This is a genomic window from Cellulomonas sp. KU4C (assembly GCF_056868065.1).
This window is the reverse complement of the sequence record NZ_CP200322.1, coordinates 3520920-3547687: the sequence shown is the minus strand read 5'-3', so window position 1 is coordinate 3547687 and position 26768 is coordinate 3520920. Positions and strand designations below refer to the sequence as shown.

The following is a 26768-nucleotide window of genomic DNA, read 5'->3' as shown; positions in this document are numbered from 1 at the left end:
CGCAGACCGTCCGAGCAGTTGGAGATCACTGAAGTGAAGAGCGCCGTCGAGACCCTGGAGCCCACCAAGGTCAAGCTGACCGTCGAGGTGCCGTTCGACGAGCTCAAGCCGAGCATCGATCACGCCTACGAGCACATCGCCGAGCAGGTGACCGTCCCCGGCTTCCGCAAGGGCAAGATCCCGCCGCGCATCATCGACCAGCGCGTGGGCCGCCCCGCCGTCATGGAGCACGCCGTCAACGAGGGCCTGTCCGGCTTCTACGCCGAGGCCGTGCGCGAGCACAAGCTGCGCCCGCTGGGTCAGCCCGAGGTCGACGTCACCAAGGTCCCCGGCCTGGTCGCCGGCGACCAGGGCGACCTGGTCTTCACCGCCGAGGTCGAGGTCCGCCCCGAGATCGAGGTGCCCGCGCTCGACGGCCTGTCCGTCACGGTCGAGGGCCTCGAGGTCACCGACGAGGACGTCCAGGGCCGCCTCGACGCGCTGCGCGAGCGCTTCGGCACCCTGGTCGGCGTCGACCGCCCGGCGGCCGAGAAGGACTTCGCCGTGATCGACCTCGTCGCGAAGATCGACGGCGAGGAGGTCGACACGGTCTCCGGCGTCTCCTACCAGATCGGCTCGGGCAACATGCTCGAGGGCCTGGACGAGGCGCTCACCGGCCTGTCGGCCGGCGAGACCACCACGTTCGAGACCGTCCTGGTCGGCGGCGACCACGCGGGCGAGACCGCCCAGGTCACCGTCACCGCGACCTCCGTCAAGGAGCGCGAGCTGCCCGAGGCCGACGACGACTTCGCCCAGATGGCGTCGGAGTTCGACACCGTCGAGGAGCTCCTGGCCGACCTCCGCGAGCAGGCCGACAAGGTCCGCGCGCAGAACCAGGCCGTGACCGCCCGCGACCTGCTGCTCGAGCAGCTGCTCGCCCAGGTCGAGATCCCGGTCCCGTCCGGCGCCGTCGAGGCCGAGGTGCACCGCCACCTCGAGTCCGAGGGTCGCCTGGAGGACGACACGCACCGCGCCGAGGTCACCGAGCAGGCGACCACCGCGCTGACGAACCAGATCCTCCTGGACACCCTGGCCGAGAACCTCGAGGTCAAGGTCAACCAGGGCGAGCTCGTCGACTACCTGGTGAGCGCGTCGCGCCAGTACGGCATGGACCCGAACACGTTCATCCAGACCGTCGACCAGCAGGGCCAGATCCCGGCGATGGTGGCCGAGGTCGCGCGCTCGAAGGCGCTCGCCGTCGCGCTGCGCCGCGTGGCCGTCGTGGACGCCGCCGGTGCGCCCGTCGACCTGAGCGAGTTCATCGGCTCGGACGAGGACGACGCCGCGCAGAACGCGCTGGAGGAGGCCGTCACCGAGGCCGCCGCCGAGGGCACCGAGGCCGACACCAAGGCCTGACCCCCCGCACCACGAGGGCCCCGCACCGCTCCGGCGGCGCGGGGCCCTCGCGCATCCGCCCCCGACCCACCCCGCGCGCACCATCGGCCGGGCTCTGCGCCGCGGGAGCGTGCGCCGTCAGCGAAACGGGGGGTGGGCGGGACGGAACCGGCCGGGTGCGGGCGTTAGGGTCGCTGACAAGCAACCAAGCCTGACGAGGGAGCCTTCGTGAACGACCAGACGCCGGCGATCGCCCGGGCCGAGTCCGGGGGACTCGGCCTCAACGACTCCATCTACAACCGGCTCCTCAAGGAGCGGATCATCTGGCTGGGTTCGGAGGTCCGAGACGACAACGCGAACGCCATCTGCGCGCAGATGATGCTGCTCGCGGCGGAGGACCCCGACAAGGACATCTTCCTGTACATCAACTCGCCCGGTGGCTCGATCACCGCGGGCATGGCGATCTACGACACCATGCAGTACATCCAGCCCGACGTCGCCACCGTCGCGATGGGCATGGCCGCCTCGATGGGGCAGTTCCTGCTCTCCTCGGGCGCGAAGGGCAAGCGCTACGCGACCCCGCACGCCCGCGTCATGATGCACCAGCCGTCCGGTGGCATCGGCGGCACCGCCACCGACGTGCGGATCAACGCCCAGCTGATCCTGCACATGAAGACGGTGCTCGCGGAGCTGATCGCCGAGCAGACCGGCAAGACGCACGAGCAGATCACGGCCGACTCGGACCGCGACCGCTGGTTCACGGCGCCCGAGGCGCTGGAGTACGGGTTCATCGACAAGGTCGTCACGCACGCCGGCGCGGTCACCGGCGGCGGCGGCACGCAGTCCTGACGCCGCGCCGACCACACCAGACCACGCAGAAGGAGAACCCGTGAGCACCGAGTCGCAGTTCATCGCCCGTGCCGGGCGCCTCGCCGGCGGCTGGGGCGGCGCGCCCGCCCAGTCGCCGTCGTCCCGCTACGTGCTGCCCCAGTTCGAGGAGCGCACCGCGTACGGCTTCAAGCGGCAGGACCCGTACACCAAGCTGTTCGAGGACCGCATCATCTTCCTCGGCGTGCAGGTGGACGACGCCTCCGCGGACGACGTCATGGCCCAGCTGCTGGTCCTGGAGTCGACCGACCCCGACGGCATCATCACGCTGTACATCAACTCGCCCGGTGGCTCGTTCACCGCGCTGACCGCGATCTACGACACGATGCAGTACATCAAGCCGCAGATCCAGACGGTGTGCCTCGGCCAGGCGGCGTCCGCCGCGGCGGTCCTGCTGGCCGCCGGCACCCCGGGCAAGCGCCTGGCGCTGCCGAACGCCCGCGTGCTGATCCACCAGCCCGCGATGGAGGGCGGCGGCTACGCCCAGGCGTCCGACATCGAGATCCACGCCAACGAGCTGATCCGGATGCGCGAGTGGCTCGAGGCGACCCTCGCGCACCACACGGGCCGGCCGCTCGAGCAGGTCCGGCAGGACATCGAGCGCGACAAGATCCTCACCGCCGCGCAGGCGCACGAGTACGGGATCGTCGACCAGGTGCTCGAGAGCCGCAAGGGCGTCGTCGCGACGACCGTCGAGCCCTGACGCACGGCACGCACCACCGACGACGCCCCGGCGGGCCGCGAGCAGCGGCCGCCGGGGCGTCGGCGGGTGCCGGGGGCCGCCGGGCTGGGCCGGACGGGTCTCACCCGGGCGACACGCCCGGCTCCGGGGCGTGTGCAGGCTGACACCGGGCTGAACGTGGTGTGCAATGGACCGATGGGCGGGTCCCCGCGACGGGGACGCGCGCGCAGCACCGACGCGACCGCGACGGTCGCACCGAGGGAAGGGGACGCACGTGGCTCGCATCGGGGACGGCGCCGACCTTCTCAAGTGCTCGTTCTGCGGGAAGTCGCAGAAGCAGGTCAAGAAGCTCATCGCGGGGCCGGGCGTCTACATCTGCGACGAGTGCATCGAGCTGTGCAACGAGATCATGGAGGAGGAGCGCGCGGAGGCCACCGAGATCGGCATGGTGGAGCTGCCCAAGCCGAAGGAGATCTTCGCGTTCCTCGAGCAGTACATCGTCGGTCAGGAGCCCGCCAAGCGGTCGCTCGCCGTCGCGGTCTACAACCACTACAAGCGCATCCAGGCGGGTGAGGCCACCCCCGCCGTCGGCACCGCGCAGTCCGACGAGGCCGTCGAGATCGCGAAGTCGAACATCCTGCTGATCGGCCCGACGGGCTGCGGCAAGACGTACCTCGCGCAGACGCTCGCGAAGATGCTCAACGTCCCGTTCGCCCTCGCGGACGCCACGGCCCTCACCGAGGCGGGCTACGTCGGCGAGGATGTCGAGAACATCCTGCTCAAGCTGATCCAGGCCGCCGACTTCGACGTGAAGAAGGCCGAGACCGGGATCATCTACATCGACGAGATCGACAAGATCGCCCGCAAGAGCGAGAACCCGTCGATCACCCGCGACGTCTCCGGCGAGGGCGTGCAGCAGGCGCTGCTCAAGATCATCGAGGGCACGACCGCCTCGGTGCCGCCGCAGGGCGGCCGCAAGCACCCGCACCAGGAGTTCATCCAGATCGACACGACGAACGTGCTGTTCATCGTGGCCGGTGCGTTCGCCGGGCTGGACGAGATCATCACCTCGCGCGCGGGCCGGCGCGGCATCGGCTTCGGCGCCCCGCTGCACTCCGCGGACGACCGCGACGTCTACGGCGACGTCATGCCGGAGGACCTGCTGAAGTTCGGCCTGATCCCCGAGTTCATCGGCCGCGTCCCGGTCATCACGACGGTGTCGCCGCTCGACCAGTCGGCCCTGGTGCGGATCCTCACCGAGCCCCGCAACGCGCTCGTGAAGCAGTACCAGCGGATGTTCGAGATCGACGGCGTCGAGCTGGAGTTCACCGCCGACGCGGTCGAGGCCATCGCCGACCAGGCGCTGCTGCGCGGCACCGGTGCGCGCGGGCTGCGGGCCATCATGGAGGAGGTCCTCCAGCAGGTGATGTTCGAGGTGCCGAGCCGTGACGACGTCGAGCGCGTGGTCGTGACCCGCGAGGTCGTCCTGGAGAACGTGAACCCGACGCTGGTGCCCCGCCAGGCGCCCGCGAAGCGCACGCCGCGCGAGAAGAGCGCGTGAGCCTCGCAGACGCCGGCGGTCCGCCGCCGGAGCTGGCGCGCCTGCGCGGCAGCATCGACAACATCGACGCCGCGCTGATCCACCTCCTCGCGGAGCGGTTCAAGGCCACCCAGCAGGTCGGCGTGCTCAAGGCGCGCCTCGGCCTGCCCGCGTCGGACCCCGGGCGCGAGGCCCGGCAGGTGGCCCGGCTCCGGTCGCTCGCGCACGACGCCGACCTCGACCCGGTGTTCGCGGAGAAGTTCCTCGCGTTCATCGTCGAGGAGGTCATCCGGCACCACGAGGCGATCGCGGCGGGCGGCGACGCCCCGGGCGCGGTGCCCCCGGCCTGACCTGGCGCGCCACCGCGACCGGGACCCGGTCAGGGGTGGCGCTCGGCGCCGACCTGGCCCAGGGTGGGAGGGGTCAGGACAGGTCGGCCGCAGGGGCCCGGCAGGCGCCTCATCGGCTCGACCGACGCATCCGAAGAACCCTCGGAGGTCGCCCCGTGGAACTGCACTGGCTCAAGCCCCTGCTCGGCCGTCCCGCCCCGTTCGTGACGGTCCACCTCGACGCCACCCGCGCCGACGCGTCCGGTGACGAGGAGGTGGCGGGCCGCTGGCGGTCCTTGCGGCGGGACCTCGAGCGCGCGGGTGCCGCCGCCGGCGTGCTGGACGAGATCGAGCAGGTCGTCACCCGGCCCACGGGTGTCACCACGCCGCACGGGCGGGTCGTCATCGCGGACTCCCGCGGGGTGGTCGTCGACCGCGTGCTGAAGTCCCCGCCCGCCCAGTCGACGGCCGTGCTCGACGACGTGCCGGTGCTGCTGCCCGCGGTCCGGGCCGCGGACGAGGCGACCCGGTTCCTCCTGGTCGAGATCGACCGGCAGGGCGCGGACCTCACCTGGTCGGACGGCTCGGGCGTGCGCGGGTCGTCGAAGGAGACGGTCGAGGGCGACCACGACGTGCTGCACAAGGTGAAGGAGGGCGGCGGCGCCTGGGCGCACAAGCGCGTGCAGGTCCGCGCCGAGGACTCCTGGGAGCGCAACGCCGAGACCGTCGCGGCCGACCTCGACAAGCAGGTGGTCGAGAAGAAGCCGGAGATCGTGCTCGTCACCGGCGACGTCCGTGCCGTGTCGCTGCTCTGCCACGCGGTGGCGCCGCGCACGCGCGAGCTCGTGGTCGAGGTGCAGGGCGGCTCCCGCGCCGACGGCGTCAACCAGCAGGCGTTCCACCAGCGCGTGTCGGAGGCGCTGGAGACGTTCCGGCGGACCCGGCGGACCAGCGTGCTCGACCGCTACCGGGAGGCCCTCGGTCGCGGGGAGGCGGCGGTGACCTCGGTGGACGACGTGGTGACCGTGCTCCAGCGGGGGCAGGTCGCGGAGGTCGTGCTGCACGAGGACGCCACGCTGCCCGGGTCGTCGCTGTCCGAGCGCCGGCTGTGGGTCGGGCCGGAGCCGCTGCAGATCGCGAGCAGCGAGTCCGACCTGGCGGGCATCGGGGTCACCTCCGGGGCCCGGCAGATGCCCGCGGACGTCGCGCTGATCCGGGCGGCGCTGGGCCAGGACGCCGGGCTGACCATCGCCTCGGACGGGCAGGTCGAGGTCGTCGACGGCATCGGGGCGGTGCTCCGGTGGAGCGACGACTCGACGCCGAGCGAGTCGATCCCGACCCAGTCGGACGACCAGTCCCGCCTGCGCGACGTGGTCTGACGCCGGCGGCGGGTCGGGCCGGCCCTCCTGGTCACCGAGACAGGGCCGCCCCGCCGAGACAGGGCGCTGGACGGCCCTGTCTCGGCGCGCGCGTCCTGTCTCGGCGCCGGCTGGGCGGAGTCGGGCGGCGCGCGGCTCCGGGCTCCGGGCGGGCGTCAGGCGAACAGGCCGGCGCCCACGTAGGCGTCGTCCACCAGCGAGCCGTCCGGGGCGATCCGGGGGACGCCCGGTGGCACGGCGAACTGGGCGGACGCGGTGTGCTGCAGGTACTCGGACATGAGGTCCTGCTGGGCGAGCGCCTGCTGGACCGGGACGTAGTGGGTCCGCGGGTCGCGGGTGAACGCGATGAAGTACAGGCCGGCGTCCAGCCGCCCGAGCGCGTCGTTCCCGTCGGTGAAGGTGTACCCGCGGCGCAGCATCCGGGTGCCGCCGTTCGACGTCGGGTGGGCGAGCCGCACGTGCGACGCGGGGTCGATCAGCGGCGTCCCGTCGGACCCGGCACGCTCGAAGTCGGGCGCGGTGTGCTCCGCGCCGCCGGACAGCGGGGAGCCGGAGCCCTTCGTCCGGCCGACGACCCGCTCCTGCTCGCGCAGCGAGGAGCGGTCCCAGGTCTCGACGGTCATCCGGATGCGCCGGCCCGTCAGGTACGTGCCGCCGGTCATCCAGGCGGAGTCGGTCCCGGTGTCGGCGCGCGCGTCGGCGGCCTGCACCCACACGTGGTCCTCGAGGGCGGTGGCCTCCTCGGCCATGATGTTCGCGGTCCCGTCCTTGAAGCCGAACAGGTTGCGCGGCGTCTGCTGGGCGGTCGACGTGGACGACGTGCGCCCGTAGCCGAGCTGCGCCCAGCGGATCCGGGCGGTGCCGAACGCGGCGCGGGACAGGTTCCGGACGGCGTGGAACGCGACCTGCGCGTCGTCGGAGCACGCCTGGACGACCAGGTCGCCGTCGCTGCGGCCGGCGTCGAGCGCGTCCCCGGGGAAGTGGGGCAGGGGCGCGAGCGCGCCCGGCAGCCGGCTGGCGAGCCCGAACGGGTCGGACCCGCCGTCGGCGCCCACGAACAGCGACCGGCCGAACCCGAAGGTCAGGGTGAGGCCGGCGGGCGGCAGGTCCGCGGCCTCGCCGGTGTCGTCGGGCGGGGCGTCGTAGCTGCCGCGGTCGAACCCGAGCGGCCCCGCGCCGAGCCCGGCGGTGAGCCGGGCGGCCATCGTGGTCCAGGTGCGCAGCAGGTCGACGAGCGCGGCGCGGTCGGTGGTCGTCAGGTCGAACGCGGCGACGTACAGGCGGTCCTGCGCGGGCGTGGCGATCCCGGCCTGGTGCGCGCCGGCGAACGGGTAGGTGCGTGCCTCGACGGCAGCGGCGCGGTCGGGGGCGGTGGCGCGCCCGCCGGCGAACGCGGCACCGGCGACCGCCGCGGCGCCGGCCGCCGCGCCGCCCCCGAGGAGGACGGCACGGCGGCTGAGACCGCGCGGGCGGTCGTCGCCGGCGGGTGCGGCGGGGTCGTCAGGCCGCATCGGTGATCGTCGCGGTCAGGCGGGACAGGGGCTCGCTCACGGCGTCGACGGCGGCGGCGAGCTCGGCGACCTGCGCGGGCGTCAGGTCGGTGTACGACGCGAAGCCGGCGTCGACGGAACCGTGCTGGGCGAGCAGGGCGTCGAGGTCCGCGAACCGGTCGTCGAGCTCGGTCACCAGCTCCGGGTCCTGCTGCTCGGCGACGCCACGCAGCACCCCGAGGGCGACCTCGGCCCCGTCGACGTTCGCGCGGAAGTCCCACAGGTCGGTGTGGGACCAGATCTCCTCCTCGCCGGTGACCTTGCCGGTCGCGACCTCGTCCAGCAGCTCCTTGGCGCCGTTGGAGATCTGGAACGCCTCGAAGGTGAAGTCGTCGGCGGTGACGCGGGCCTCGAGCTCGCCGGTCAGCTCGACGAGGGTGTCGGCGGCCTCCTGGCGCTGCTCGGGGGTCAGCGGGGTGTACGTCTCGCCGCCGTTCGCGTCGGGGGCGGGCTGCCAGAGGTCCTTCTCGATGTAGTGCCAGCCGCTCCACTCGTCGCCCTCGGCGAGGTCGGCCTCGCGGGCGTCGAGCAGCGGGTCCAGGTCGCCGAACGACTCGGCCACCGGCTCGACGCGCTCCCAGTGCACGCGCACGGCGGCGTACCGGGACCGGGCGGTCGCGTCGTCGCCCGCGGCGTACGCGTCGGCGAACTCCTGGGTGCCGGTGACCAGCGAGCCGACCTGGTCCTTCACGTACGCGACGTAGTCGGCCTGCGCGGTCGCGAGCTGCTGCGCGACCGGACCGGACGGGCCGACGTCCGCGCCGGAGTCGGTCACGGTGAACGCGGCGGTGATGCCGTCGCCGACCATGCCGGGCTTGCAGGCGGTGTAGTAGTCGCCGGCCGGGACCTGCACGACGAGGTCGCGGGTGATGCCGGGGCCGATGTTCTCGACCTCGGAGACCACGCGCAGGCGGTCGTCGGCGAGCAGGTAGAACTCGGTCACGTCGTCGCCGCTGTTGGTGACGGTGAACGTGACGGTGCCGGACGGCGCCTCGGCGGAGCCGACGTCGCAGGCGTCGGCGGTGGAGTCGACGGTGATCGCGCCGGGTCCGGTGGCGTCGGCGCCGGCGGCGCCGTTGTCGACGCACGCGGCGAGCGGCAGCACGAGCGCGGCGAGGGCCGCGGCGGACGTCAGCCGGGCGGTGGGCAGGGAGCGGGACATGGGGTCTCCGAGGTGGTGGCAGGTGCGGGGTGACGGGCGCGCCGCGTCCGGGGGGCGTGCGGTGCGCGTGCCTGCGGCGAGGAGGCGGTGCGGCGACGGGCTGGGCGCCCGGCCGAGGTCAGGAGCGGGCGGGCGCGGCGGGCGTCGCGCCGGCGGTGCCGGCAGCCGCGGGGGAGCGCGGTCGGGTGGATCCACCCCAGACCTGGCGCACGTACAGGCTGCCGACCACCGCGAGGTAGCCGGTCCACGCGACGACCTGCGCCCAGGTGGGGGCGGGGCTGAACGTGAACATGCCGGCCAGGACGGTGCCGACCCAGCTCGACGGCGGGATCAGGGCGGAGACGTCGTAGGCGACGGCGCCGAGGCCGGGCAGCACGCCGGCCTCCTGCAGGTCGTGGACGCCGTAGGCGACGACGCCGGCGGCCACGACGACGAGCAGCATCCCGGTCCAGCTGAAGAACCGGCGCAGGTCGAGCCGGACGGCGCCACGGTAGACGGCCCAGCCGAGGACGACGGCCACGGCGATGCCGAGCAGCGCGCCGACCAGGGGTCCGGTCAGGGAGGACGACGCCTGCGCGCCGGCCCACAGGAACAGCGCCGTCTCGAGGCCCTCGCGGCCGACGGCGAGCAGCGCGACCACGTAGACCGCGCGCGGTCCTGCGCCGAGCGCGGCGCCGAGACGGCCCTCGAGGTCGGACTTCATGTGCCGCGCGGTGCGGGCCATCCAGAGGGTCATCCAGGTCAGCAGCCCGGCGGCGACCAGCGAGAGCGAGCCGCCGATGATCTCCTGCGCCTCGAACGTCAGCCCCTTCGGGCCGAACGTGAGGGCGGCGCCGGCGACGAGCGACACGGCGACGGCGGTGGCGACCCCGGACCAGAGCGCGGGGACGAGGTCGCGACGGCCGGTGCGCACGAGGTAGGCCAGCAGGATGCCGACGACGAGCGAGGCCTCGAGGCCCTCGCGGAGCCCGATGAGGACGTTGGCGACCACCGGTACCTCCGTGGACGTCCGGCGACCCGCCGTGGGGATGAGGTATGCCTTACCTCACCGCGGGCGACTGTAGCGCATGGGGTCGGGTCCGCCGGACCCTCCTCGCGGCGGTGAGACACCCCGGACGCACCACCGGCCGGGCGCTCGTGCGCGCCCGGCCGGTGGTGCGCGCCCGGCCGGTGGTGCGGTCGCTCAGGAGCCGACGGCCGCCAGCGTGCCGGAGGCGAGGTTGCCCACGATGCCGAGCACGAACAGGACGGCGGTGACGATCCAGGCGATCTTCTTGTTCTGGTCGTAGCCGGCCAGCGACCGGCCCTCCTTGTCCTTCTGCGCGCCGGCGAGCACGAGGATCAGGTCGATCAGCGCCCAGACGCCCAGGCCACCGAGGGTGACGAGCTTGAGGACGCCGGTGCCGATCTTGCCCAGGTAGAACCGGTCGACGCCGAGCCCGCCGAGGAACGCGGACAGGAGCCAGGTCACGACGAACGACTTGGAGGACTCGCCGGCGGTGGACGAGTAGGCGGAGGTGGACGGCTGCGGGTAGGACACGGAGGGGCTCCCGGGATCGAGACGGCTGCGGCACGAAGTGTCCCGCGCGCCGCTGAACCTATGAGTCCGCTGTGGCCCCTGTCCCGCCCTCAGGGGGTGACGTAGGTCACATGCCGCGACGGGCCCTCAGTGCTCCCGGGTGTCGACGTAGAGCTCCTCGACGTCCGCCGCGAAGTCCTTCAGCACGAGCGCGCGCTTCACCTTGAGCGACGGGGTGAGGTACCCGTTCGCCTCGGTGAAGTCGCCGTCCAGCACGCGGACCTTGCGGATCGACTCGGCGCGGGACACGGCCTCGTTGGCCCGGGCCGCGGCGCGGTCCAGGGCCGCCAGCACCTCCGGGTGCCGACCGGCGGCGCGCACGTCCATCGCCGGGAGCCCGTGCATCGACAGCCAACCGGGCAGCATGTCGGCGTCGAGGGTGACGAGGGCGCCGATGAACGGGCGCCCGTCGCCGACCACGACGACCTGGCTGACCAGCGGGTGGCCGCGGAACCGGTCCTCGAGCACCGCCGGGGCGACGTTCTTGCCGCCCGCGGTGACGATGAGCTCCTTCGCGCGGCCGGTGAGGCGCAGGTAGCCGTCCTCGTCGAGCGTGCCGATGTCGCCCGTCGCGAACCACCCGTCGGCGTCCAGCACCGCGGCGGTCGCCTCGGGGTCGCCGTGGTAGCCGCGGAACACGTGCGGGCCGCGGGCGAACACGTTGCCGTCGTCGTCGACCCGCAGCGAGGTGCCGGGGTAGGCGGGGCCGACGGTGCCGATCTTGATCAGGCCCGGCCGGTTCACGGCCGACGGGGCGGTCGTCTCGGTCAGGCCGTAGCCCTCCAGGACGCGCACGCCGATGCCGCGGTAGTAGTGGCCCAGCCGCTCGCCGAGCGGGGCGCCGCCGGAGATCGCGTAGCGGAGGTTGCCGCCCATCGCGTCCTTGAGCTTGCGCAGCACCAGCGTCGTGGCGAGCGCGTGGGTCGCCTTCAGCCCGGCCGAGGGTCCCTGCGGGGTGTCGAGCGCGCGCGAGTAGGTGATCGACACCTTCGCGGCCCAGCGGAACAGGCTCGAGCTTCGCGCCGTGGCCGGCCTTCTGCTCGGCGGAGTTGTAGACCTTCTCGAACACGCGCGGCACCGCGAGGATGTACGTCGGCCGGAACGACGCGAAGTCCGCGAGCAGGTTGCGCGTGTCGGGGGTGTGGCCGATGGGGGAGCCCGCCGCGATCGCGACCATCTGCACGAACCGCGCGAACACGTGCGCGAGCGGCATGAACAGCAGGGTCCGCGAGCCGGGCACCGCGCACACCTCGGCCAGCGAGGCGACGCCGTTGCGGGCGTTGTCGACGAAGTTGCCGTGGCTCAGCTCGACGCCCTTGGGGCGGCCGGTCGTGCCCGACGTGTAGATGATCGTCGCGAGGTCGGCGGCCTGCGCGAGCGACCGGCGGTGCTCGATCTCCGCGTCCTCACGGCCGAGGCCGTCCGCGACCAGCCGGGCCAGCCCGCCGTCGTCGATGACGAACACGTCCCGCACCGCCGGGACCGCCGCGCGGACCTGGCCGACGACGGCGGCGTGCGCCGCGGTCTCGACGACGACCAGGGACGTACCCGAGCTCGCGAGGATCCACTCGACCTGCTCGGCCGAGGACGTCTCGTACACCGGCACCCCGACGCCGCCCGCGAACCAGACTGCGAAGTCGGTCAGCGTCCACTCGTACCGGGTGCGCGACATGATGGCGACCCGGTCGCCGGGCTCGAGCCCCTGGGCGACCAGGCCCTTGGCGAGCGCGGTGACCTCGCGGACGAACTCCGCGACCGTGACGGGCTGCCACGAGCCGCCGAGGCCGGTGGACCGCTCGACGAGCACGCTCGCCGGGTCGCGGCGGAGCCGCTCCAGCAGGAGGCCGGGCACGTTGAGCGCGGGGTCGTGCGGGACGGGTGTCTCGGCGCTGAACTCGCGCATCGGTGCTCCTGGTCGGTGACGGCGGGGGGTTCGCCATGCTATCCGGCGCCGGGTCCCGGGTCCGGGACCCGGCGCCACCTACCCGGTGGGGGCGGTTCAGGCGGTCCCGGTGTGCGTCGGGTCCAGGACCCGGCGCAGGAACTCCTGCGTGCGCGCCTCGCGGGGGGCGCCCACCACCTGCGCGGCGGGGCCGTCCTCGACGACCACGCCGCCGTCCATGAACACGACCCGGTCGCCGACGTCGCGCGCGAACGCCATCTCGTGCGTGACGACGACCATCGTCATGCCCGCGTCCGCGAGGTCCCGCATGACCGCCAGCACGTCGCCGACGAGCTCGGGGTCGAGCGCGGACGTCGGCTCGTCGAACAGCATGAGCCGGGGGTCCATCGACAGCGCCCGGGCGATCGCCACGCGCTGCTGCTGACCGCCGGACAGCTGCGACGGGTGCGCGTCCGCGCGGTCCGCGAGGCCGACCCGCTCGAGGTTCGCGCGGGCGATCCGCTCGGCCTCCGCCTTCGGCCGCCGGAGCACCTGGCGCTGGGCCATCGTGCAGTTGTCGAGCACGGACTTGTGCGCGAACAGGTTGAACTGCTGGAACACCATGCCGACGTGGGTGCGGACCTGGTCGATGTCGACGTCCGGGTCGGTGACGTCCACGCCGAGCACCTCGACGCGGCCGCCGGTGGGCTGCTCGAGCAGGTTGATGCACCGCAGCAGCGTCGACTTGCCGGACCCGGACGGGCCGATCACGCAGACGACCTCGCCGGTGCGGACCTCGAGGTCGATGCCGGTGAGGACCTCGCGCTCGCCGAAGGACTTGCGCAGGCCCTCGAGCCGGACGACGGGGGGCGCGGCCGGCTCGCCGGGCACGGGGGCGGGGGTGGTCATGAGCGGCTCCTCGCGCCGGTGCGCTTCTCCAGGTAGCGGGACAGCTGGCCCAGCGGCAGCGTGATCACCAGGTAGCACGCGCCGACGACGAACAGCGGCGTGAGGCCGCCGGTGGCGGAGCTGAGGGCGTCGCGGCCGACCTTGGTCAGCTCGTACTCGGACGTCGCCAGACCCGCGAGGAACACGAGCGACGTGTCCTTGGTGAGCAGGATGAACTCGTTCGTCATGGGCGGCAGCACGATCCGCAGCGCCTGCGGGACGACGACCGTCCAGAGCGTGCGGGTGTGCGACATCCCGAGCGACCGGGCGGCCTCGACCTGGCCCCGCGGGACCGCCTGGATGCCGGCGCGCAGCGTCTCGGCGATGTAGGCCGCCGAGACCAGGCCCAGCGACAGGGCGACCTTGGTGATGATCGAGCCGATCGACACCCCGAACGCGTACGGCACGGCGTACGCGACCGAGAGCACCACCAGCAGGGCCGGGATCCCGCGGAAGAACTCGATGTACACGGTGGCGATCCACCGGTACGCCCGCACCTCGGACATCTTCATCAGCGCGAGCACGACGCCCAGCGCCAGGCCGACCGCGAACGCGGCGATCGTGTAGGTGACCGTGTTGAGGAACGCCTGGGGCAGCAGCCCGGCGATGTCCCGTGCCGCGGCCGGGTTGAACAGGGCGGAGCCGAGCGTCGACCAGTCCGCCGCGAGGGCGACGGCGACGACGACCGCCAGCAGCACCGCGTACTGCGCGAGGCGGAACGCCCGTGCGCGCCGGCGGGGGCTCCAGCGGCGCCGGGACGCGGGGAGCGTCCCGGGCGCCGGGGCGGGGGTGGCCGTCACGTCAGCCGTCCGTCGGGCTCGGCTCGGCCGACGCGTCGTCCGAGGACATCGGGGCGGTACCGATGTACTGGGTGTAGAGCGCGTCGTAGGTGCCGTCCGCGTGGATCCGGTCCAGCGTGGCGTCGACGGCCTCGAGCAGGGCGGTGTTGCCCTTCTTCACGCCGATGCCGTACTGCTCGCCGGTCGAGAAGTTCGCGGCGACCTCGAAGCCCTCGGACGAGTACGGGCCGAGCACGGCGATGTCGTTGACCACGGCGTCGACCTGGCCGGTGCGCAGCGCCTGGATCTGCAGGCCGAGCTCCTCGAACTGCACGGTCTCGAGGCCGTTCTCCTGCGCCCAGGTCTCGCCGGTCGTGGCCTGCTGGACCCCGATCCGCTTGCCCTCGAGCGACTCCACCGAGTCGAGGTCCGAGCCCTCCGGGACCAGCAGGCCCTGGTCGGCGTCGAAGTACGGGGCCGAGAAGTCGATCTTCGCCAGCCGCTCCTCGGTGATGGTGATGCCGGAGGCCACGACGTCGCAGTTGTTCGTGTTGAGGTCGGCGCCGGACTGGATGCCCTCGAACGGCGTCACCTTGGTGACCACGTCCACGCCGAGGTCCTTGGCGACCTCGCCGACGATCGCGATGTCGAGGCCGACGATCTCGCCGTCCTCCTCGTACTCGAACGGCTCGTACGGCGGGTTGGTGCAGACGGTCAGCGAGCCGTCGGAGACCAGCTGGACGCCGCCGTCGCCCGCGTCGCCGGAGGCGGCGTCGTCGCTGCCGCCGCACGCGGCCAGCAGGAGGGACGCCGCGATCGCGGCGGGGAGGACGGCGAGGTGACGCGTGCGCATGGGGGAACTCCTCGTGGGGGAAACCGGCCGCAAAAGTATACGTGCCCGACGATACGTATGCATAACCGGGGTCGGCGGGACGTCGGTCCCAGGGTCGCACCACCCTCCCCGGCGCGCGCGCCGCCCCGACCACCCACGCAGCCGGGTACCCCGGGGGCGGCGCAGGACGACGCAGGGCACGCGCCCCGACGACGCAGGGCACGCGCCCCGACGACGCAGGGCACGCGCCCCGAGTGGGGTGCGTGCCCTGCGGCTGCCGCCGGTGCGCCCGGCGGGGCGTGGACCGTCAGGCGGTCGGCTTCTGCTTCGGCTCCGGGGGCAGCAGCTCGGCGTCGTGCGCGACGACCGTCGCGTCCGGGCCGTCCGCGACCTCGACCACGTCGAGCTCGCCGGTGGCGCGGCCCGCGGCGCGGACGTCGTCCAGCGCGACCCGCACGCCCGGGAGCAGGCTCGCCGGGACCTCGAGGCGGGCGCGGAGGATCTCGGTGCGCATCGACACCTTGGCCTCGGACTTCACCTTGCGCAGCGCGGCGAGCGCGGCACCGGCGGCCGCGACCACCGTCGGGTCGCCGTCACCCGCGGCGGCGCGCAGCGGTGCGGCCTCGGGCCACGGGGCGCGGTGCACCGAGCCCTCGCGCCACCAGGACCAGACCTCCTCGGTGGCGAACGGGATCACCGGGGCGAACAGCCGCAGCAGCACGTCGAGCGCGATGCCCAGCGCCGCGCGGGCCGAGGCCGTGGCGGCGGTGACGTCCGCGTCCGCGGCACCCGCCCCGTACGCGCGGTCCTTGACCAGCTCGAGGTAGTCGTCGCAGAACGTCCAGAAGAACGTCTCCGTGAGCTCCAGCGCGCGGGTGTGGTCGTACGCCTCGAGCGCCGCGGTCGCGCGGTCGACCACGTCGGCCAGGCCGGCGAGCATCGCGCGGTCCAGCGCGTCGGTGACCAGCGCCGGGTCGAGGGCCGCGGAGCCCTGCTCGGCGGAGCCGAAGCCCAGCGCGAACTTCGAGGCGTTCAGCACCTTGATCGCCAGGCGGCGGCCGATCTTCATCTGGCCGACCTCGAACGCCGCGTCGGTGCCGAGCCGCGCGGACGCCGCCCAGTAGCGGACCGCGTCGGAGCCGTGCTCCTCCAGGAGCCCCATCGGCGTGACGACGTTGCCCTTGGACTTCGACATCTTCTTGCGGTCGGGGTCGAGGATCCAGCCGCTGATGGCCGAGTCCTTCCAGGGCAGCGTGCCGTGCTCCAGGTGCGAGCGGACGACCGTCGAGAACAGCCAGGTGCGGATGATGTCCTGGCCCTGGGGGCGCAGGTCCATCGGGAACACCCGCGCGAACAGGTCGGGGTCGCTGCGCCAGCCGCCGGCGATCTGCGGGGTCAGGGACGACGTCGCCCAGGTGTCCATGATGTCGGGGTCGCCCACGAACCCGCCCGCGACGCCGCGCTGGTCGGCGGTGTAGCCGGCCGGCACGTCCGACGACGGGTCGACCGGGAGCTGGTCCTCGGTCGGGACGATCGGGTGCGCGTGGTCGACCTCTCCGGCCGCGTCCACGGGGTACCAGACCGGGAACGGCACGCCGAAGAACCGCTGCCGCGACACGAGCCAGTCGCCGTTCAGGCCGCCGACCCAGTTCTCGTAGCGGACGCGCATGAAGTCGGGGTGGAACCCGAGGTCCCGGCCGCGCGCGATGAGCGCGTCGCGCAGGTCGGCGTCCCGGCCGCCGTTGCGGATGTACCACTGCCGGCTGGTCACGATCTCGAGGGGCTTGTCGCCCTTCTCGAAGAAGTTGGCCTTGCGCTGCGTCGGCTGCGGGTCGCCGTCCAGGTCGCCGGTCTCGCGCAGGCCCTCGACGACCACCTCGCGGGCGGAGAACGTCGTCTTGCCGGCCAGCTGCTCGTAGGTCGCGCGGCCCTCGGGGGCGGTGATCCACTCGGGGACCTCGCGCAGCAGGCGGCCGTCGCGGCCGATCACCGAGCGGGTCGGCAGCTGCAGCTCACGCCACCACTGCACGTCGGTCAGGTCGCCGAACGTGCAGCACATCGCGATGCCGGCGCCCTTGTCCATCTCCGCCATCGGGTGCGCCAGGACGGGCACCTCGACGCCGAACAGCGGGCTGGTCACCGTGGTGCCGAACAGGTGCTGGTAGCGCTCGTCGTCCGGGTGCGCGATGAGGGCCACGCACGCGGGCAGCAGCTCGGGGCGGGTGGTCTCGATGTAGACCGGCTCGCGGCCGGCGCCGTGGAACGCGACCCGGTGGAACGCGCCCGGGTAGTCGCGCGCCTCGAGCTCGGCCTGGGCGACGGCGGTCTGGAACGTGACGTCCCACAGGCCGGGGGCCTCGGCCTGGTACGCCTCGCCGCGCGCGAGGTTGCGCAGGAACGCCTGCTGGGCGACGGCACGCGCCTCGGCCGAGATGGTCTGGTACGTCATCGCCCAGTCGACGGACAGGCCGAGCCGGCGCCACAGCGCCTCGAACTGCTGCTCGTCCTCGACGGTCAGGCGCTCGCACAGCTCGACGAAGTTGCGGCGGCTGATCGGCACCTGGTCCGCGGCCTTGACGCTCTTGCCCTCGCCGCCGACGTGCGGCGGCTCGAAGTCCGGGTCGTAGGGCAGCGACGGGTCGCACCGCACGCCGAAGTAGTTCTGCACGCGACGCTCGGTGGGCAGGCCGTTGTCGTCCCAGCCCATCGGGTAGAACACCTCGGCCCCGCGCATCCGGCGGAACCGGGCGACGACGTCGGTGTGCGTGTAGGAGAAGACGTGGCCGACGTGCAGGGAGCCGGAGACCGTGGGCGGCGGCGTGTCGATCGAGTAGACCTGCTCGCGGCTCTTCGTCCGGTCGAACGCGTACGTGCCGCGGGCGGTCCAGTCCGCGTCCCAGCGGCCCTCGACGCCGTCGAGCGAGACCTTGTCCGGTACCTCGCGTACCGCGCGTACGGCCGACACGGGGGCGGTCGTCGGGGCAGCGGACGTCGAGGCAGAGGGCAGTTCGGTCATGTGCCCATCCTCCCAGACGCCGACGGTCCGATCGACGTCGTCCACAGGCGCCGTCCGCGGCCCGTCCGGTGGCCGCCGGACGAACACCAGGCGGCGCGTCGGTGAACAGGCCCGGCCGGGCGGGGAGAGGCTGGGAGGCGTGTGCGACAGTGCCGGTCGCGCACGCCGAGCGGCGGGCGCAGGGCGGAGGAGCACGTGGTCGGGACCGACGGACTGCTGCGGGCGACGCTCGCGGCGGACCCGCGCACGCTGGCGGACGTGCTGGCGGCGACGGTCCTCGCGCACGGCGACGCGCCGGCGGTCGACGACGGCAGCACCGTGCTCACCTACGCGGAGCTCGCCGAGGTCGTCCGCGCGGCCGCCACGGCGCTCGAGGTCGCCGGCATCGGCCCGGGCTCGCGGGTCGGCGTGCGGATCCCGTCCGGCACCGCCGAGCTGTACACCGCGATCCTCGCCGTGCTGGTCGCGGGCGCGGCGTACGTGCCCGTGGACGTCGACGACCCGGACGAGCGGGCGCGCACCGTGTTCGCCGAGGCAGCGGTCGACCGGGTGCTGGCCGAGGGCGACCTGCGGGCGCTGGTCGCCGCGGGCAGGCGCGCGGGCGGACCGGCCCCGGCGGGACCCGGCCTCGACGACGACGCGTGGATCATCTTCACGTCGGGGTCCACGGGCGCCCCCAAGGGCGTGGCCGTGACGCACCGGTCCGCGGCGGCGTTCGTGGACGCCGAGGCGCGGCTGTTCCTCGCCGACGCGCCCCTCGGCCCCGGCGACCGGGTGCTGGCCGGGTTGTCGGTGGCGTTCGACGCGAGCTGCGAGGAGATGTGGCTCGCGTGGGCGCACGGCGCGTGCCTGGTCCCCGCCCCGCGCGCACTGGTCCGCACCGGCATGGACCTCGGGCCGTGGCTCGTGGCTCAGGGCATCACCGTCATCTCGACCGTGCCGACGCTGGCCGGGCTGTGGCGCGCGGAGGAGCTCGCGGGCGTGCGGCTGCTGATCTTCGGCGGCGAGGCCTGCCCGCCCGAGCTCGCCGCACGGCTCGTGACCCCGGACCGCGAGGTCTGGAACACCTACGGCCCCACCGAGGCCACCGTCGTCGCGTGCGCGGCCCGGCTCACCGGCGAGGGACCGGTCCGGATCGGCCTGGCGCTGGACGGCTGGGACCTCGCGGTCGTCGGGGAGGACGGCACGCCGGTGGCCGAGGGCGAGACCGGCGAGCTGATCATCGGCGGCGTCGGGCTGGCCCGGTACCTCGACCCCGCCAAGGACGCCGAGAAGTACGCGCCCGCGCCGGGCCTCGGCTGGGAGCGCGCGTACCGCAGCGGCGACGTCGTGCGCCTCGACCGCGCGGGGCTGCTGTTCGTCGGCCGCGCGGACGACCAGGTCAAGATCGGCGGTCGGCGGATCGAGCTCGGCGAGGTGGACGCGGCGCTCGGTGCGCTGCCCGGGGTGGCCGGTGCCGCCGCCGCGGTGCGCCGGACGCCCGCCGGGACGGCCGTCCTCGCCGGGTACCTGGTGGCCGCCCAGGGCGCGACCGTCGACCTGCCCGACGCCCGGACCCGGCTGCGCGCGGTGCTGCCCGCCGCCCTGGTGCCGCAGCTGGCCGTCGTCGACGCGCTGCCGACCCGCGGCTCCGGGAAGGTCGACCGCGACGCGCTGCCCTGGCCGCTGCCGGGCGTCGCCGCGCCGGCCGCCGGCCCGGCCGGGCTCACCCCGACCGCCGCCTGGGTGGCGGAGCGTTGGACCGCCGCGCTCGGCGCGGAGGTCGCCGGGCCCGACGAGGACTTCTTCGCCAGCGGCGGCGGCAGCCTGGTCGCCGCGCAGCTCGTCTCGGCGCTGCGCGAGCGGTACGGCACCGTCACGGTCGCGGACGTCTACGAGTACCCGCGCCTGGGCGACCTCGCGCGCCGGCTCGACGAGCTCGAACCCGCCGCGCCCGTCGAGCACCGCGTGGTCCGCCCGACGCCGCGCCGCGCGCAGGTGGTCCAGACGCTGCTCGGGGTGCCGCTCGCGGTGCTGGTCGGCCTGCGGTGGCTCACCTGGCTCCTGGCCGCCGAGCAGCTGCTCGCCGTCACCGGCGTCGTCCCGTGGCTGACCCCGGTGGCGGGTGCGTGGTGGTGGCTGGCCGCCGGCTGGCTCGTGCTGATCAGCCCGCTGGGCCGGATGGGCAGCACGGTCTTGGTCGCCCGCACGGTGCTGCGGGGCCTGCGCCCCGGCCGGTACCCGCGCGGCGGGTCGGTGCACCTGCGGCTGTGGTTCGCGGAGAAGCTGGGCCGCGGCCGCCGGCGCCGAGAACCTGTCCTGCGCGCCCTGGACCGCGGCCTACGCCCGGGCGCTCGGCGCGCAGGTCGGCGCGGACGTGGACCTGCACACCCCGCCGCCGGTCACCGGGATGCTCACGCTCGGCGACCGCTGCGCCGTCGAGCCCGAGGTCGACCTGCGCGGGCACTGGCTGGACGGCGACGTGCTGCACCTCGGCCGGGTGCGGATCGACAAGCGCGCGACGGTCGGCACCCGCAGCACCCTCGCGCCCGGCGTCCGGATCGGGCAGGGCGCGCAGGTCGCGGCCGGGTCGGCGGTGCTGGAGAGCGTCGCGCCCGGCGAGCTGTGGACCGGGTCGCCCGCCGAGCTCGCCGGGCGGGCGAGCGAGTCGTGGCCCGCCGGGCGCGCCCCCCGGGGACGGCGCTGGGTGGTCGTCTACGGCGCGACCGCCGCGGCGCTCGCGGCCCTGCCGGTGCTCGCGTCCGCGACCGGGCTGCTCGTCGTCGGTGCCGGGATCCGCGACTCCGGGTCCTGGGCGGCAGCGGTGGGCGACGCGTTGCGGGCCGTGCCCCTCGGTGCGCTCGCGTCGTTCGTCGTGCTCGCGCTGGCGACGCTGGTCGGCGTCCGGCTGCTCGGGCGCGGCGTCGAGGCCGGCCACCACGCGGTCCGCAGCCGCACCGGCTGGCAGATCTGGGCGACCCAGCGGCTGATGGACGACGCCCGCACGACCCTCTACCCGCTGTACGCGAGCACCCTGACTCCGGTGTGGCTGCGGGCGCTCGGCGCGCGGATCGGCCGGGACGTCGAGGCGTCGACCGTGCTGATGCTGCCGTCGCTGACCACCGTCGGCGGCGGGGCGTTCCTCGCGGACGACACCCTGATCGGCTCCTACGAGCTCGGTCGCGGCTGGATGCGCGTCGAGCGGGCGAAGGTCGGCAAGCGCGCGTTCCTCGGCAACTCCGGGATGATCGCCCCCGGGCGCTCCGTGCCGAAGCGCGGCCTCGTCGCCGTGCTGTCCGCCACGCCGGAACGCGCCAAGGCCGGGTCGTCCTGGCTCGGCTCGCCGCCCGCCCCGCTGCGCCGCACGCCGGGGGAGCCGGACACCAGCCGGACGTTCGACCCGCCCACCCGGCTGCGCGTCGCGCGGGCGCTCGTCGAGGCGTGCCGGCTGCTGGCGGTCGTCGTCGCGTTCGGACTCGGCGTCGGCGTGCTGCTCGTGCTCCAGGTCGTCACCGCGCGGCACGGCCTCGGGGCGGCGGCGCTGCTGTCGCCCGTGGTCGTCGTCGGCGCGGCCGTCGTCGCGTGCGCGGTGGCGGTCGTCGCGAAGTGGCTGCTGGTCGGCCGGATCCGGCCCGGCGACCACGCGCTGTGGAGCGGGTTCATCTGGCGCAACGAGCTCGCGGACAGCTTCCTGGAGGTCGTCGCCGTGCCGTGGCTCGGCCCCGCGAGCGTCGGGTCGCCCGCGATGAACCTGTGGCTGCGCACGCTCGGCGCCCGGATCGGCCGGGGCGTGTGGTGCGAGACCTACTGGCTGCCGGAGGCGGACCTGGTGACCCTCGGCGACGGCGCCACCGTGAACCGCGGGTGTGTGCTCCAGACGCACCTGTTCCATGATCGGGTGATGAGCATCGACAGCGTGCGCCTCGACGCGGGCGCCGGCATCGGCCCGCACGGGGTGATCCTGCCCGCCGCGAGCCTCGGCGCCGCCGCGAGCGTGGGCCCCGCCTCCCTGGTGCTGCGCGGGGAGTCCATCCCCGCGGGCAGCCGCTGGACCGGCAACCCGGTGGCGCCGGCGTGACCGGCACCCCGGTCGACCCCTACCTGCCCGACCACGTCCCCGGCGGCCTGCACGTCGCGCGGTACGACCTCGACCTCGACTACCGGGTCGCGAGCAACCGGCTCGACGGCCGCGCCCGCGTGCACGCCACCGCGACGGACGACCTCGAGCGGCTGTCGCTCGACCTCGTCGGGCTGCGGGTCTCCAAGGTGCTCGTCGACGGCCGACGGCCCGGGCGGTTCGCGCAGCGCGACGGCCGGCTCGAGGTCCGCCTCGCCCGCCCCGTCGCCGCCGGTGCCGGCGTGGTCGTCGAGGTGGAGTACGGCGGTCAGCCCGGACCCCGGCGCGGGCCGTGGGGCGAGGTCGGCTGGGAGGAGCTCACCGACGGGGTGATCGTCGCCGGGCAGCCCGACGGTGCGCCGTCCTGGTTCCCCTGCGACGACCGGCCCGGCGCCAAGGCCGCGTTCCACATCGCCGTGACCACCGACGCCGGGTACGAGGTGGTCTGCAACGGCGTCCTCGTCGGGCACCGGGTCCGGTCCAGCCGGGTGCGCTGGGAGTTCGACCAGCCCGAACCCACCGCGCCGTACCTCGCGACCGTGCAGATCGGCCGGTACGAGCGCACACCGCTCGCCGCCGGGCCCGTGCCGCAGGACGTCGTCGCCCCGCCCCGGCTCCGGGCCGCCCACACGCACGACCTCGCCCGGCAGCCCGCGATGATGGCGCTGTTCACCGACCGGTTCGGGCCCTACCCCTACCCCCGGTACGACGTCGTCGTCACGGACGACCCCCTGGAGATCCCGCTCGAGGCCCACGGCCTGTCGGTGTTCGGCGCCAACCACGTCGACGGTCGCCGGGGGTCCGAGCGGCTGGTCGCGCACGAGCTCGCGCACCAGTGGTTCGGCAACAGCCTGACCGCGTCGACCTGGCGGGACATCTGGCTGCACGAGGGCTTCGCCTGCTACGCCGAGTGGCTGTGGGAGGAGGAGGCCGGCGGTCGGACCGCCGACGCCCAGGCCCGCGCCGTGCACTCCCGGCTGCGCGGCCTGCCGCAGGACCTCGTGATCGGGGACCCCGGGCGCGAGGACATGTTCGACGACCGGCTCTACAAGCGCGGGGCCCTCACGCTGCACGCCCTGCGGCACGCGGTCGGCGACCCGGCGTTCTTCGACGTGCTCCGCGCGTGGACGGCCCGCTACCGGCACGGCTCGGTGGACACCCCCGCGCTGGCGGCGACGATCACCGACGTCACGGGGTACGACGCGGCGCCGCTCCTGACCGCGTGGCTCGGCCTCCCGGCACTCCCGCCCCTCCCGCGCTGCTGACCCGCACGCGCCCCCTCCCGCCGAGGGCGCACACGCCCCCTCCCGCCGAGGGCGCACGAGACATCACGAGGGCGTATGCCACGAAGTACGCCCTCGTGGTGTCTCGTGCGCCCTCGGGAGCGGGAGCGGGAGCGGGAGCGGGAGGGGGTGGGGGTGCAGGTGCAGGTGGGCGAGGGCGGCTCGGTGCGTGCGGGTGCGGGGAGGGTCGAGGGGGAGGTCCTCGAGGTGCCAGCGGGTGCCGGGGGGTGGGGTGAGCGGGCCGGGGGTGGCGTGCTCGACCGTGATGCTGCCCGCGGCGTCCGTGACCCGCAGCGACCTCGGGTCGACCGCGAGGCCGGTGCCTGCCGCCTTGAGGACCGCCTCCTTGCGGACCCAGGTCACCAGCAGCCCGCCGGGTCCCGGCGCGGGAGGCTCGCCGTCGGCCAGCACGACGTCCGGGCGCAGGCCCGCGCCCGCGGTCGTCGGCTCGAGGTCGATGCCGACCGGGCCCGACGCGACGGCGACCGCGACCAGGTCCGACGTCCGGCTCAGCGACAGGTGCGGTGCGGCGGCGCCGTCGGCCCGGGTGACGCGGGGGACGCCGTGGGCGGTGCTGCCGCAGCGGGGGCAGCGGCGGTCGACGCGGACGACGGCGGGGTCGACGCCGCAGACCTCCGCGACGACGAGCCGGGCGAGCAGCAGGACGGAGGCGACGGCGTCGCGCTCGGGTGCGGTCGCGCGGTCGAGCCGGGCGCGCTCACCGGCGTCGAGGCGCGGGAGCAGGTCCGCCGCGGGCCGGACCGGCGCGGTGCGGACCACGGGCGGCGGCTCGGGGCGGGGGAACGGCACGCGTCCATCATCGACGACGCCCGGCCGCCACCCGTGCGGGGCGGCGGCCGGGCGTGACGGTCCGGGCGTGGCGGGCCGGGCGTCACGGTGCGGCGCGACGGTCAGACAGTGACGGCCTCGCGCGTCGTCTCCCGGGCGGTGAACCGGCGCACGGTGCCGCGGACGCCGACGTCGCTGCGCCGGGCGAGCGCGAGGCCGACCACCAGCGCGCCGAGCAGCGGGCCGACGCCGCACGCGACCATGCCGGTGCGGGCGCCGAGGTGCTCGCAGATCCACCCGATGAGGGTGCCGGACACGGCCTGCGCGCCGAGCAGCACCAGCACGTAGAGCGCCATCACCCGGCCGCGCAGGTGCGGGGCGACGGTCGTCTGGACGAGGGTGTTGCTGCCGGTCAGGTAGAGCAGCGTGACGACGCCGGTGCCGATGAGCACCGCGATGAACAGCGGTCGGCTCGGGGCGGCGGCGGCCAGCAGCTGCAGCACGCCGATGCCGGCGGCGAGCAGCACGAGGTGCGTGATCCGGCTGCCGCGGCGCCGGGTGGAGAGCAGCGCGCCGCCGAGGGCGCCGACCGCCAGCATCGACGTCAGCAGCGCGTAGCCGCCGGCGTCGGTGCGGAACACCTGGTCGGTGTAGGCGGCGAGCACGGTCGCCATGTTGACGCCGGTGACCGCGACGAAGCCGACCAGCACGACCGACCACAGGATCCGCGGGCTGCGGCGGACGTACGCGAGCCCCTCGCGGAGCTGGCCCTTGGCGCGGGCGACGACGGGGGTGGCGGTCAGCTCGGACGCGCGCATCACGGCGAGCAGCGACACGGCGGCGAAGCACGCGGCGCCGTTGACCAGGAACGTCCAGCCCTCGCCGACCGCGGCGATGAGGCCGCCGGCGACCGCGGGGCCGACCAGTCCGCCGAGCTGGAAGACCGCGGAGTTCACGCTGATCGCCTGGCGCAGGTGCTGCGGGCCGGCGATCTCGTGCACGAACGCCTGCCGTGCCGGGTTGTCGAACACGGTCGCGAGGCCGCTGACGAACGCGGCGAGCAGCACGTGCCACGCCTGGACGTGCCCGGACAGCGCGAGCACGCCGATCGCGAGCGTCGACAGGCCGAAGACCGTCTGCGTGACCATGAGGACGCGCCGGCGCGGGTAGCGGTCGGCGACGACGCCGCCCACGAGGCCGAGCAGCAGCATCGGGACGAACTGCAGCGTCACGGTCAGGCCGACCAGGGCGGCGGACCCGGTCAGGCTCAGCACCAGCCAGTCCTGCGCGACGCGCGCGGCCCAGCCGCCGGTGTTGGTGAGCACCTGGGAGGCCACGTAGAGCCGGAAGTTGCGGACGCCGAGCGCGGCGAGCGTGGCGTTCCGGGGGCGAGTCGTCGCGGCTGCCGCGGCGGCGTCCGCCGGGGTGTCGACGGCGACGGCGGGGCGGCGGTGCAGCGCGAGCCGGGGGCGGTGCCGGGTGGCGGCGGTGCCGGTCGTGCCGGGGCCGGCGGGCCGGGCGGCGGGGGCGGGGCGACGGGTGCGGGTCGGGGACAGGGACGGGCGACGAGCCGAGGGCACAGGTGTTCCTAGCTGGTGGTACGCGAGAGGGTGAGGTGCGGAACGGATCCGGGACGAGTCAGTACCCCTAAGGCTACGGCTCGGCGCCTCATTTTTCGACGTCATGACGGCTATCAGTGCCATGATGATCCGTAATGATCGAGCGGTGTCCACGCAGGTCGTGGGCGGTATGTCCGAACCGGAGGAACGGCGTGTTTGACCCCGACCAGCTCCGCACTTTCCTCGCCGTTTCCGAGACGTTGAACTTCACGCGCGCCGGGGCCCGCCTGGGGCTGTCGCAGCCCACGGTGAGCCAGCACATGCGCAAGCTCGAGGACACCGCCGGACGCCGGCTGCTCGACCGCGACACCCGCGGCGTCGCCCTCACCGACGACGGCCAGGCGATGGCGACGTTCGCCCGGACGATCCTCGCGGCCCACGACGAGGCCACCCGGTACTTCACCGGGTCCGCCATGCACGGCCGCCTGCGGTTCGGCGCCGCCGACGACCTCGCGCTCGCGCAGCTGCCCCGGGTGCTGCGCGACTTCCGCCGGCTGCACCCCCGGATCAACCTCGAGCTGACCGTCGCGCAGAGCGGCGCGCTGCACCGACGGCTGCGGGCCGGCCAGCTCGACCTCGTCTACATCAAGGAGGCCACCGGCCACGCGGAGGGGCAGCTCGTCCGCCGCGACCGGCTGGTCTGGGTCGCGCTCCCCGGCACCCCCGTCGACCCCGACGCCCCCGTGCCGCTCATCACCTACCAGGGGACGTCGCTGACCCGGCAGGCCGCCGTCGCCGCCCTCACCGAGGCCGGCCGGCCCTGGCGGATCACCTGCAAGACCGTCGAGGTGAACGGCGTGCTCGCCGCCCTGCGCGCGGGCATCGGGATCGCCGTCCTGCCGCAGAGCCTGCTGCCCGACGACCTCGTCCAGCTGCCCGCCGGGCTGCGGCTGCCGGAGCTCGGGGACGTCGACATCACCCTCGTCGCGAACCCGCAGTCGCCGCGCGAGCCGATCGAGGCGCTGACGAGCGCGATTCTCGGGAACGCGCCGCGGTAACCTCTGCGCGGCCCCGACCACGGAGCCGACCAGACCAGCCCCG

18 protein-coding genes and 2 pseudogenes are annotated in these 26768 nt (G+C 74.5%); 9 read left to right on the top strand and 11 right to left on the bottom strand.

Annotated elements, in window-relative coordinates; all coding sequences use genetic code 11:
• The first annotated feature begins 33 nt into the window (after positions 1-33).
• The 6 genes from tig to AC1VL8_RS16845 all read left to right on the top strand — a co-directional run bounded on the left by tig (position 34) and on the right by AC1VL8_RS16845 (position 6192).
• Positions 34-1395, top strand: coding sequence for a trigger factor (gene tig, locus AC1VL8_RS16870; protein ID WP_483075972.1), 1362 nt, complete (start codon positions 34-36; stop codon positions 1393-1395).
• Between the two features lie 207 nt (positions 1396-1602).
• Positions 1603-2223, top strand: coding sequence for an ATP-dependent Clp protease proteolytic subunit (locus tag AC1VL8_RS16865; protein ID WP_454051656.1), 621 nt, complete (start codon positions 1603-1605; stop codon positions 2221-2223).
• Between the two features lie 40 nt (positions 2224-2263).
• Positions 2264-2965: an ATP-dependent Clp protease proteolytic subunit gene (locus AC1VL8_RS16860; RefSeq protein WP_389230378.1), complete on the top strand. Its 702-nt coding sequence runs from the start codon at positions 2264-2266 to the stop codon at positions 2963-2965.
• Positions 2966-3218: 253 nt separating this feature from the next.
• The gene (gene clpX / locus AC1VL8_RS16855; RefSeq protein WP_389230376.1) at positions 3219-4505 is read left to right on the top strand and encodes an ATP-dependent Clp protease ATP-binding subunit ClpX; all 1287 of its coding nucleotides are present in this window, start codon (positions 3219-3221) and stop codon (positions 4503-4505) included.
• Positions 4502-4834: a chorismate mutase gene (locus AC1VL8_RS16850; RefSeq protein ID WP_389230373.1), complete on the top strand. Its 333-nt coding sequence runs from the start codon at positions 4502-4504 to the stop codon at positions 4832-4834. Before clpX ends, AC1VL8_RS16850 begins: the two co-directional genes overlap by 4 nt.
• A 155-nt stretch (positions 4835-4989) precedes the next feature.
• Positions 4990-6192: a baeRF2 domain-containing protein gene (locus AC1VL8_RS16845; protein WP_389230370.1), complete on the top strand. Its 1203-nt coding sequence runs from the start codon at positions 4990-4992 to the stop codon at positions 6190-6192.
• Positions 6193-6347: 155 nt separating this feature from the next.
• On the opposite strand, the gene efeB is transcribed toward AC1VL8_RS16845, so the two are convergent.
• From efeB to valS, 9 genes and pseudogenes are all read right to left on the bottom strand, one after another.
• Entirely contained in the window at positions 6348-7703 is a 1356-nt protein-coding gene (efeB, locus tag AC1VL8_RS16840) for an iron uptake transporter deferrochelatase/peroxidase subunit (protein WP_483075971.1), read from the bottom strand.
• Positions 7693-8904, bottom strand: coding sequence for an iron uptake system protein EfeO (gene efeO, locus AC1VL8_RS16835; RefSeq protein WP_483075970.1), 1212 nt, complete (start codon positions 8902-8904; stop codon positions 7693-7695). The genes efeB and efeO overlap by 11 nt, the downstream gene beginning before the upstream one ends.
• Positions 8905-9022: 118 nt before the next feature.
• A complete protein-coding gene (efeU, locus tag AC1VL8_RS16830) occupies positions 9023-9895 on the bottom strand; it encodes an iron uptake transporter permease EfeU (protein WP_483075969.1) in 873 nt (290 codons plus the stop codon).
• A 192-nt stretch (positions 9896-10087) separates the two neighbouring features.
• Entirely contained in the window at positions 10088-10444 is a 357-nt protein-coding gene (locus tag AC1VL8_RS16825; RefSeq protein WP_483075968.1) for a TM2 domain-containing protein, read from the bottom strand.
• A 126-nt stretch (positions 10445-10570) separates the two neighbouring features.
• Positions 10571-12386 (bottom strand): annotated as a pseudogene (locus AC1VL8_RS16820) (AMP-dependent synthetase/ligase).
• Positions 12387-12482: 96 nt separating this feature from the next.
• Positions 12483-13274, bottom strand: coding sequence for an amino acid ABC transporter ATP-binding protein (locus AC1VL8_RS16815; RefSeq protein WP_483075967.1), 792 nt, complete (start codon positions 13272-13274; stop codon positions 12483-12485).
• On the bottom strand, positions 13271-14113 hold the full coding sequence (locus AC1VL8_RS16810) for an amino acid ABC transporter permease (protein ID WP_483075966.1): 843 nt from the start codon (positions 14111-14113) through the stop codon (positions 13271-13273). Before AC1VL8_RS16810 ends, AC1VL8_RS16815 begins: the two co-directional genes overlap by 4 nt.
• Before the next feature lies 1 nt (position 14114).
• Positions 14115-14945, bottom strand: a complete 831-nt coding sequence (locus tag AC1VL8_RS16805) for a transporter substrate-binding domain-containing protein (protein WP_483075965.1) — start codon at positions 14943-14945, stop codon at positions 14115-14117.
• 286 nt (positions 14946-15231) lie between these two features.
• Entirely contained in the window at positions 15232-17940 is a 2709-nt protein-coding gene (valS, locus tag AC1VL8_RS16800) for a valine--tRNA ligase (RefSeq protein WP_483075964.1), read from the bottom strand.
• Positions 17941-18135: 195 nt separating this feature from the next.
• On the opposite strand from valS, the pseudogene AC1VL8_RS16795 reads away from it, so the two are divergent.
• Positions 18136-21997, top strand: a pseudogene (locus AC1VL8_RS16795) (Pls/PosA family non-ribosomal peptide synthetase).
• Positions 21994-23301, top strand: coding sequence for a M1 family metallopeptidase (locus AC1VL8_RS16790; protein WP_483075963.1), 1308 nt, complete (start codon positions 21994-21996; stop codon positions 23299-23301). The pseudogene AC1VL8_RS16795 and the gene AC1VL8_RS16790 overlap by 4 nt, the downstream one beginning before the upstream one ends.
• A gap of 63 nt (positions 23302-23364) precedes the next feature.
• Here the strand turns inward: AC1VL8_RS16790 and AC1VL8_RS16785 are convergent, their stop codons facing one another.
• Together AC1VL8_RS16785 and AC1VL8_RS16780 are read right to left on the bottom strand one after the other, a co-directional pair.
• Positions 23365-24129 carry a 4'-phosphopantetheinyl transferase family protein gene (locus AC1VL8_RS16785; protein WP_483075962.1) on the bottom strand — a complete coding sequence of 255 codons (765 nt, stop codon included), beginning with the start codon at positions 24127-24129 and terminating at the stop codon, positions 23365-23367.
• Between the two features lie 101 nt (positions 24130-24230).
• Positions 24231-25688, bottom strand: a complete 1458-nt coding sequence (locus AC1VL8_RS16780; RefSeq protein WP_483075961.1) for an MFS transporter — start codon at positions 25686-25688, stop codon at positions 24231-24233.
• Between the two features lie 191 nt (positions 25689-25879).
• Here AC1VL8_RS16780 and AC1VL8_RS16775 point away from each other — a divergent pair, with 191 nt between their 5' ends.
• Positions 25880-26725, top strand: coding sequence for a LysR family transcriptional regulator (locus tag AC1VL8_RS16775; RefSeq protein ID WP_389230326.1), 846 nt, complete (start codon positions 25880-25882; stop codon positions 26723-26725).
• Positions 26726-26768 lie beyond the last annotated feature (43 nt).

Excerpts from the sequence above, each read along its gene's own strand:
- valS (WP_483075964.1), bottom strand. The coding sequence starts at position 17,940 with ATGACCGAACTGCCCTCTGCCTCGACGTCCGCTGCCCCGACGACCGCC.
- efeO (WP_483075970.1), bottom strand. The coding sequence starts at position 8,904 with ATGTCCCGCTCCCTGCCCACCGCCCGGCTGACGTCCGCCGCGGCCCTC.
- AC1VL8_RS16805 (WP_483075965.1), bottom strand. The coding sequence starts at position 14,945 with ATGCGCACGCGTCACCTCGCCGTCCTCCCCGCCGCGATCGCGGCGTCC.
- AC1VL8_RS16815 (WP_483075967.1), bottom strand. The coding sequence starts at position 13,274 with ATGACCACCCCCGCCCCCGTGCCCGGCGAGCCGGCCGCGCCCCCCGTC.
- efeB (WP_483075971.1), bottom strand. The coding sequence starts at position 7,703 with ATGCGGCCTGACGACCCCGCCGCACCCGCCGGCGACGACCGCCCGCGC.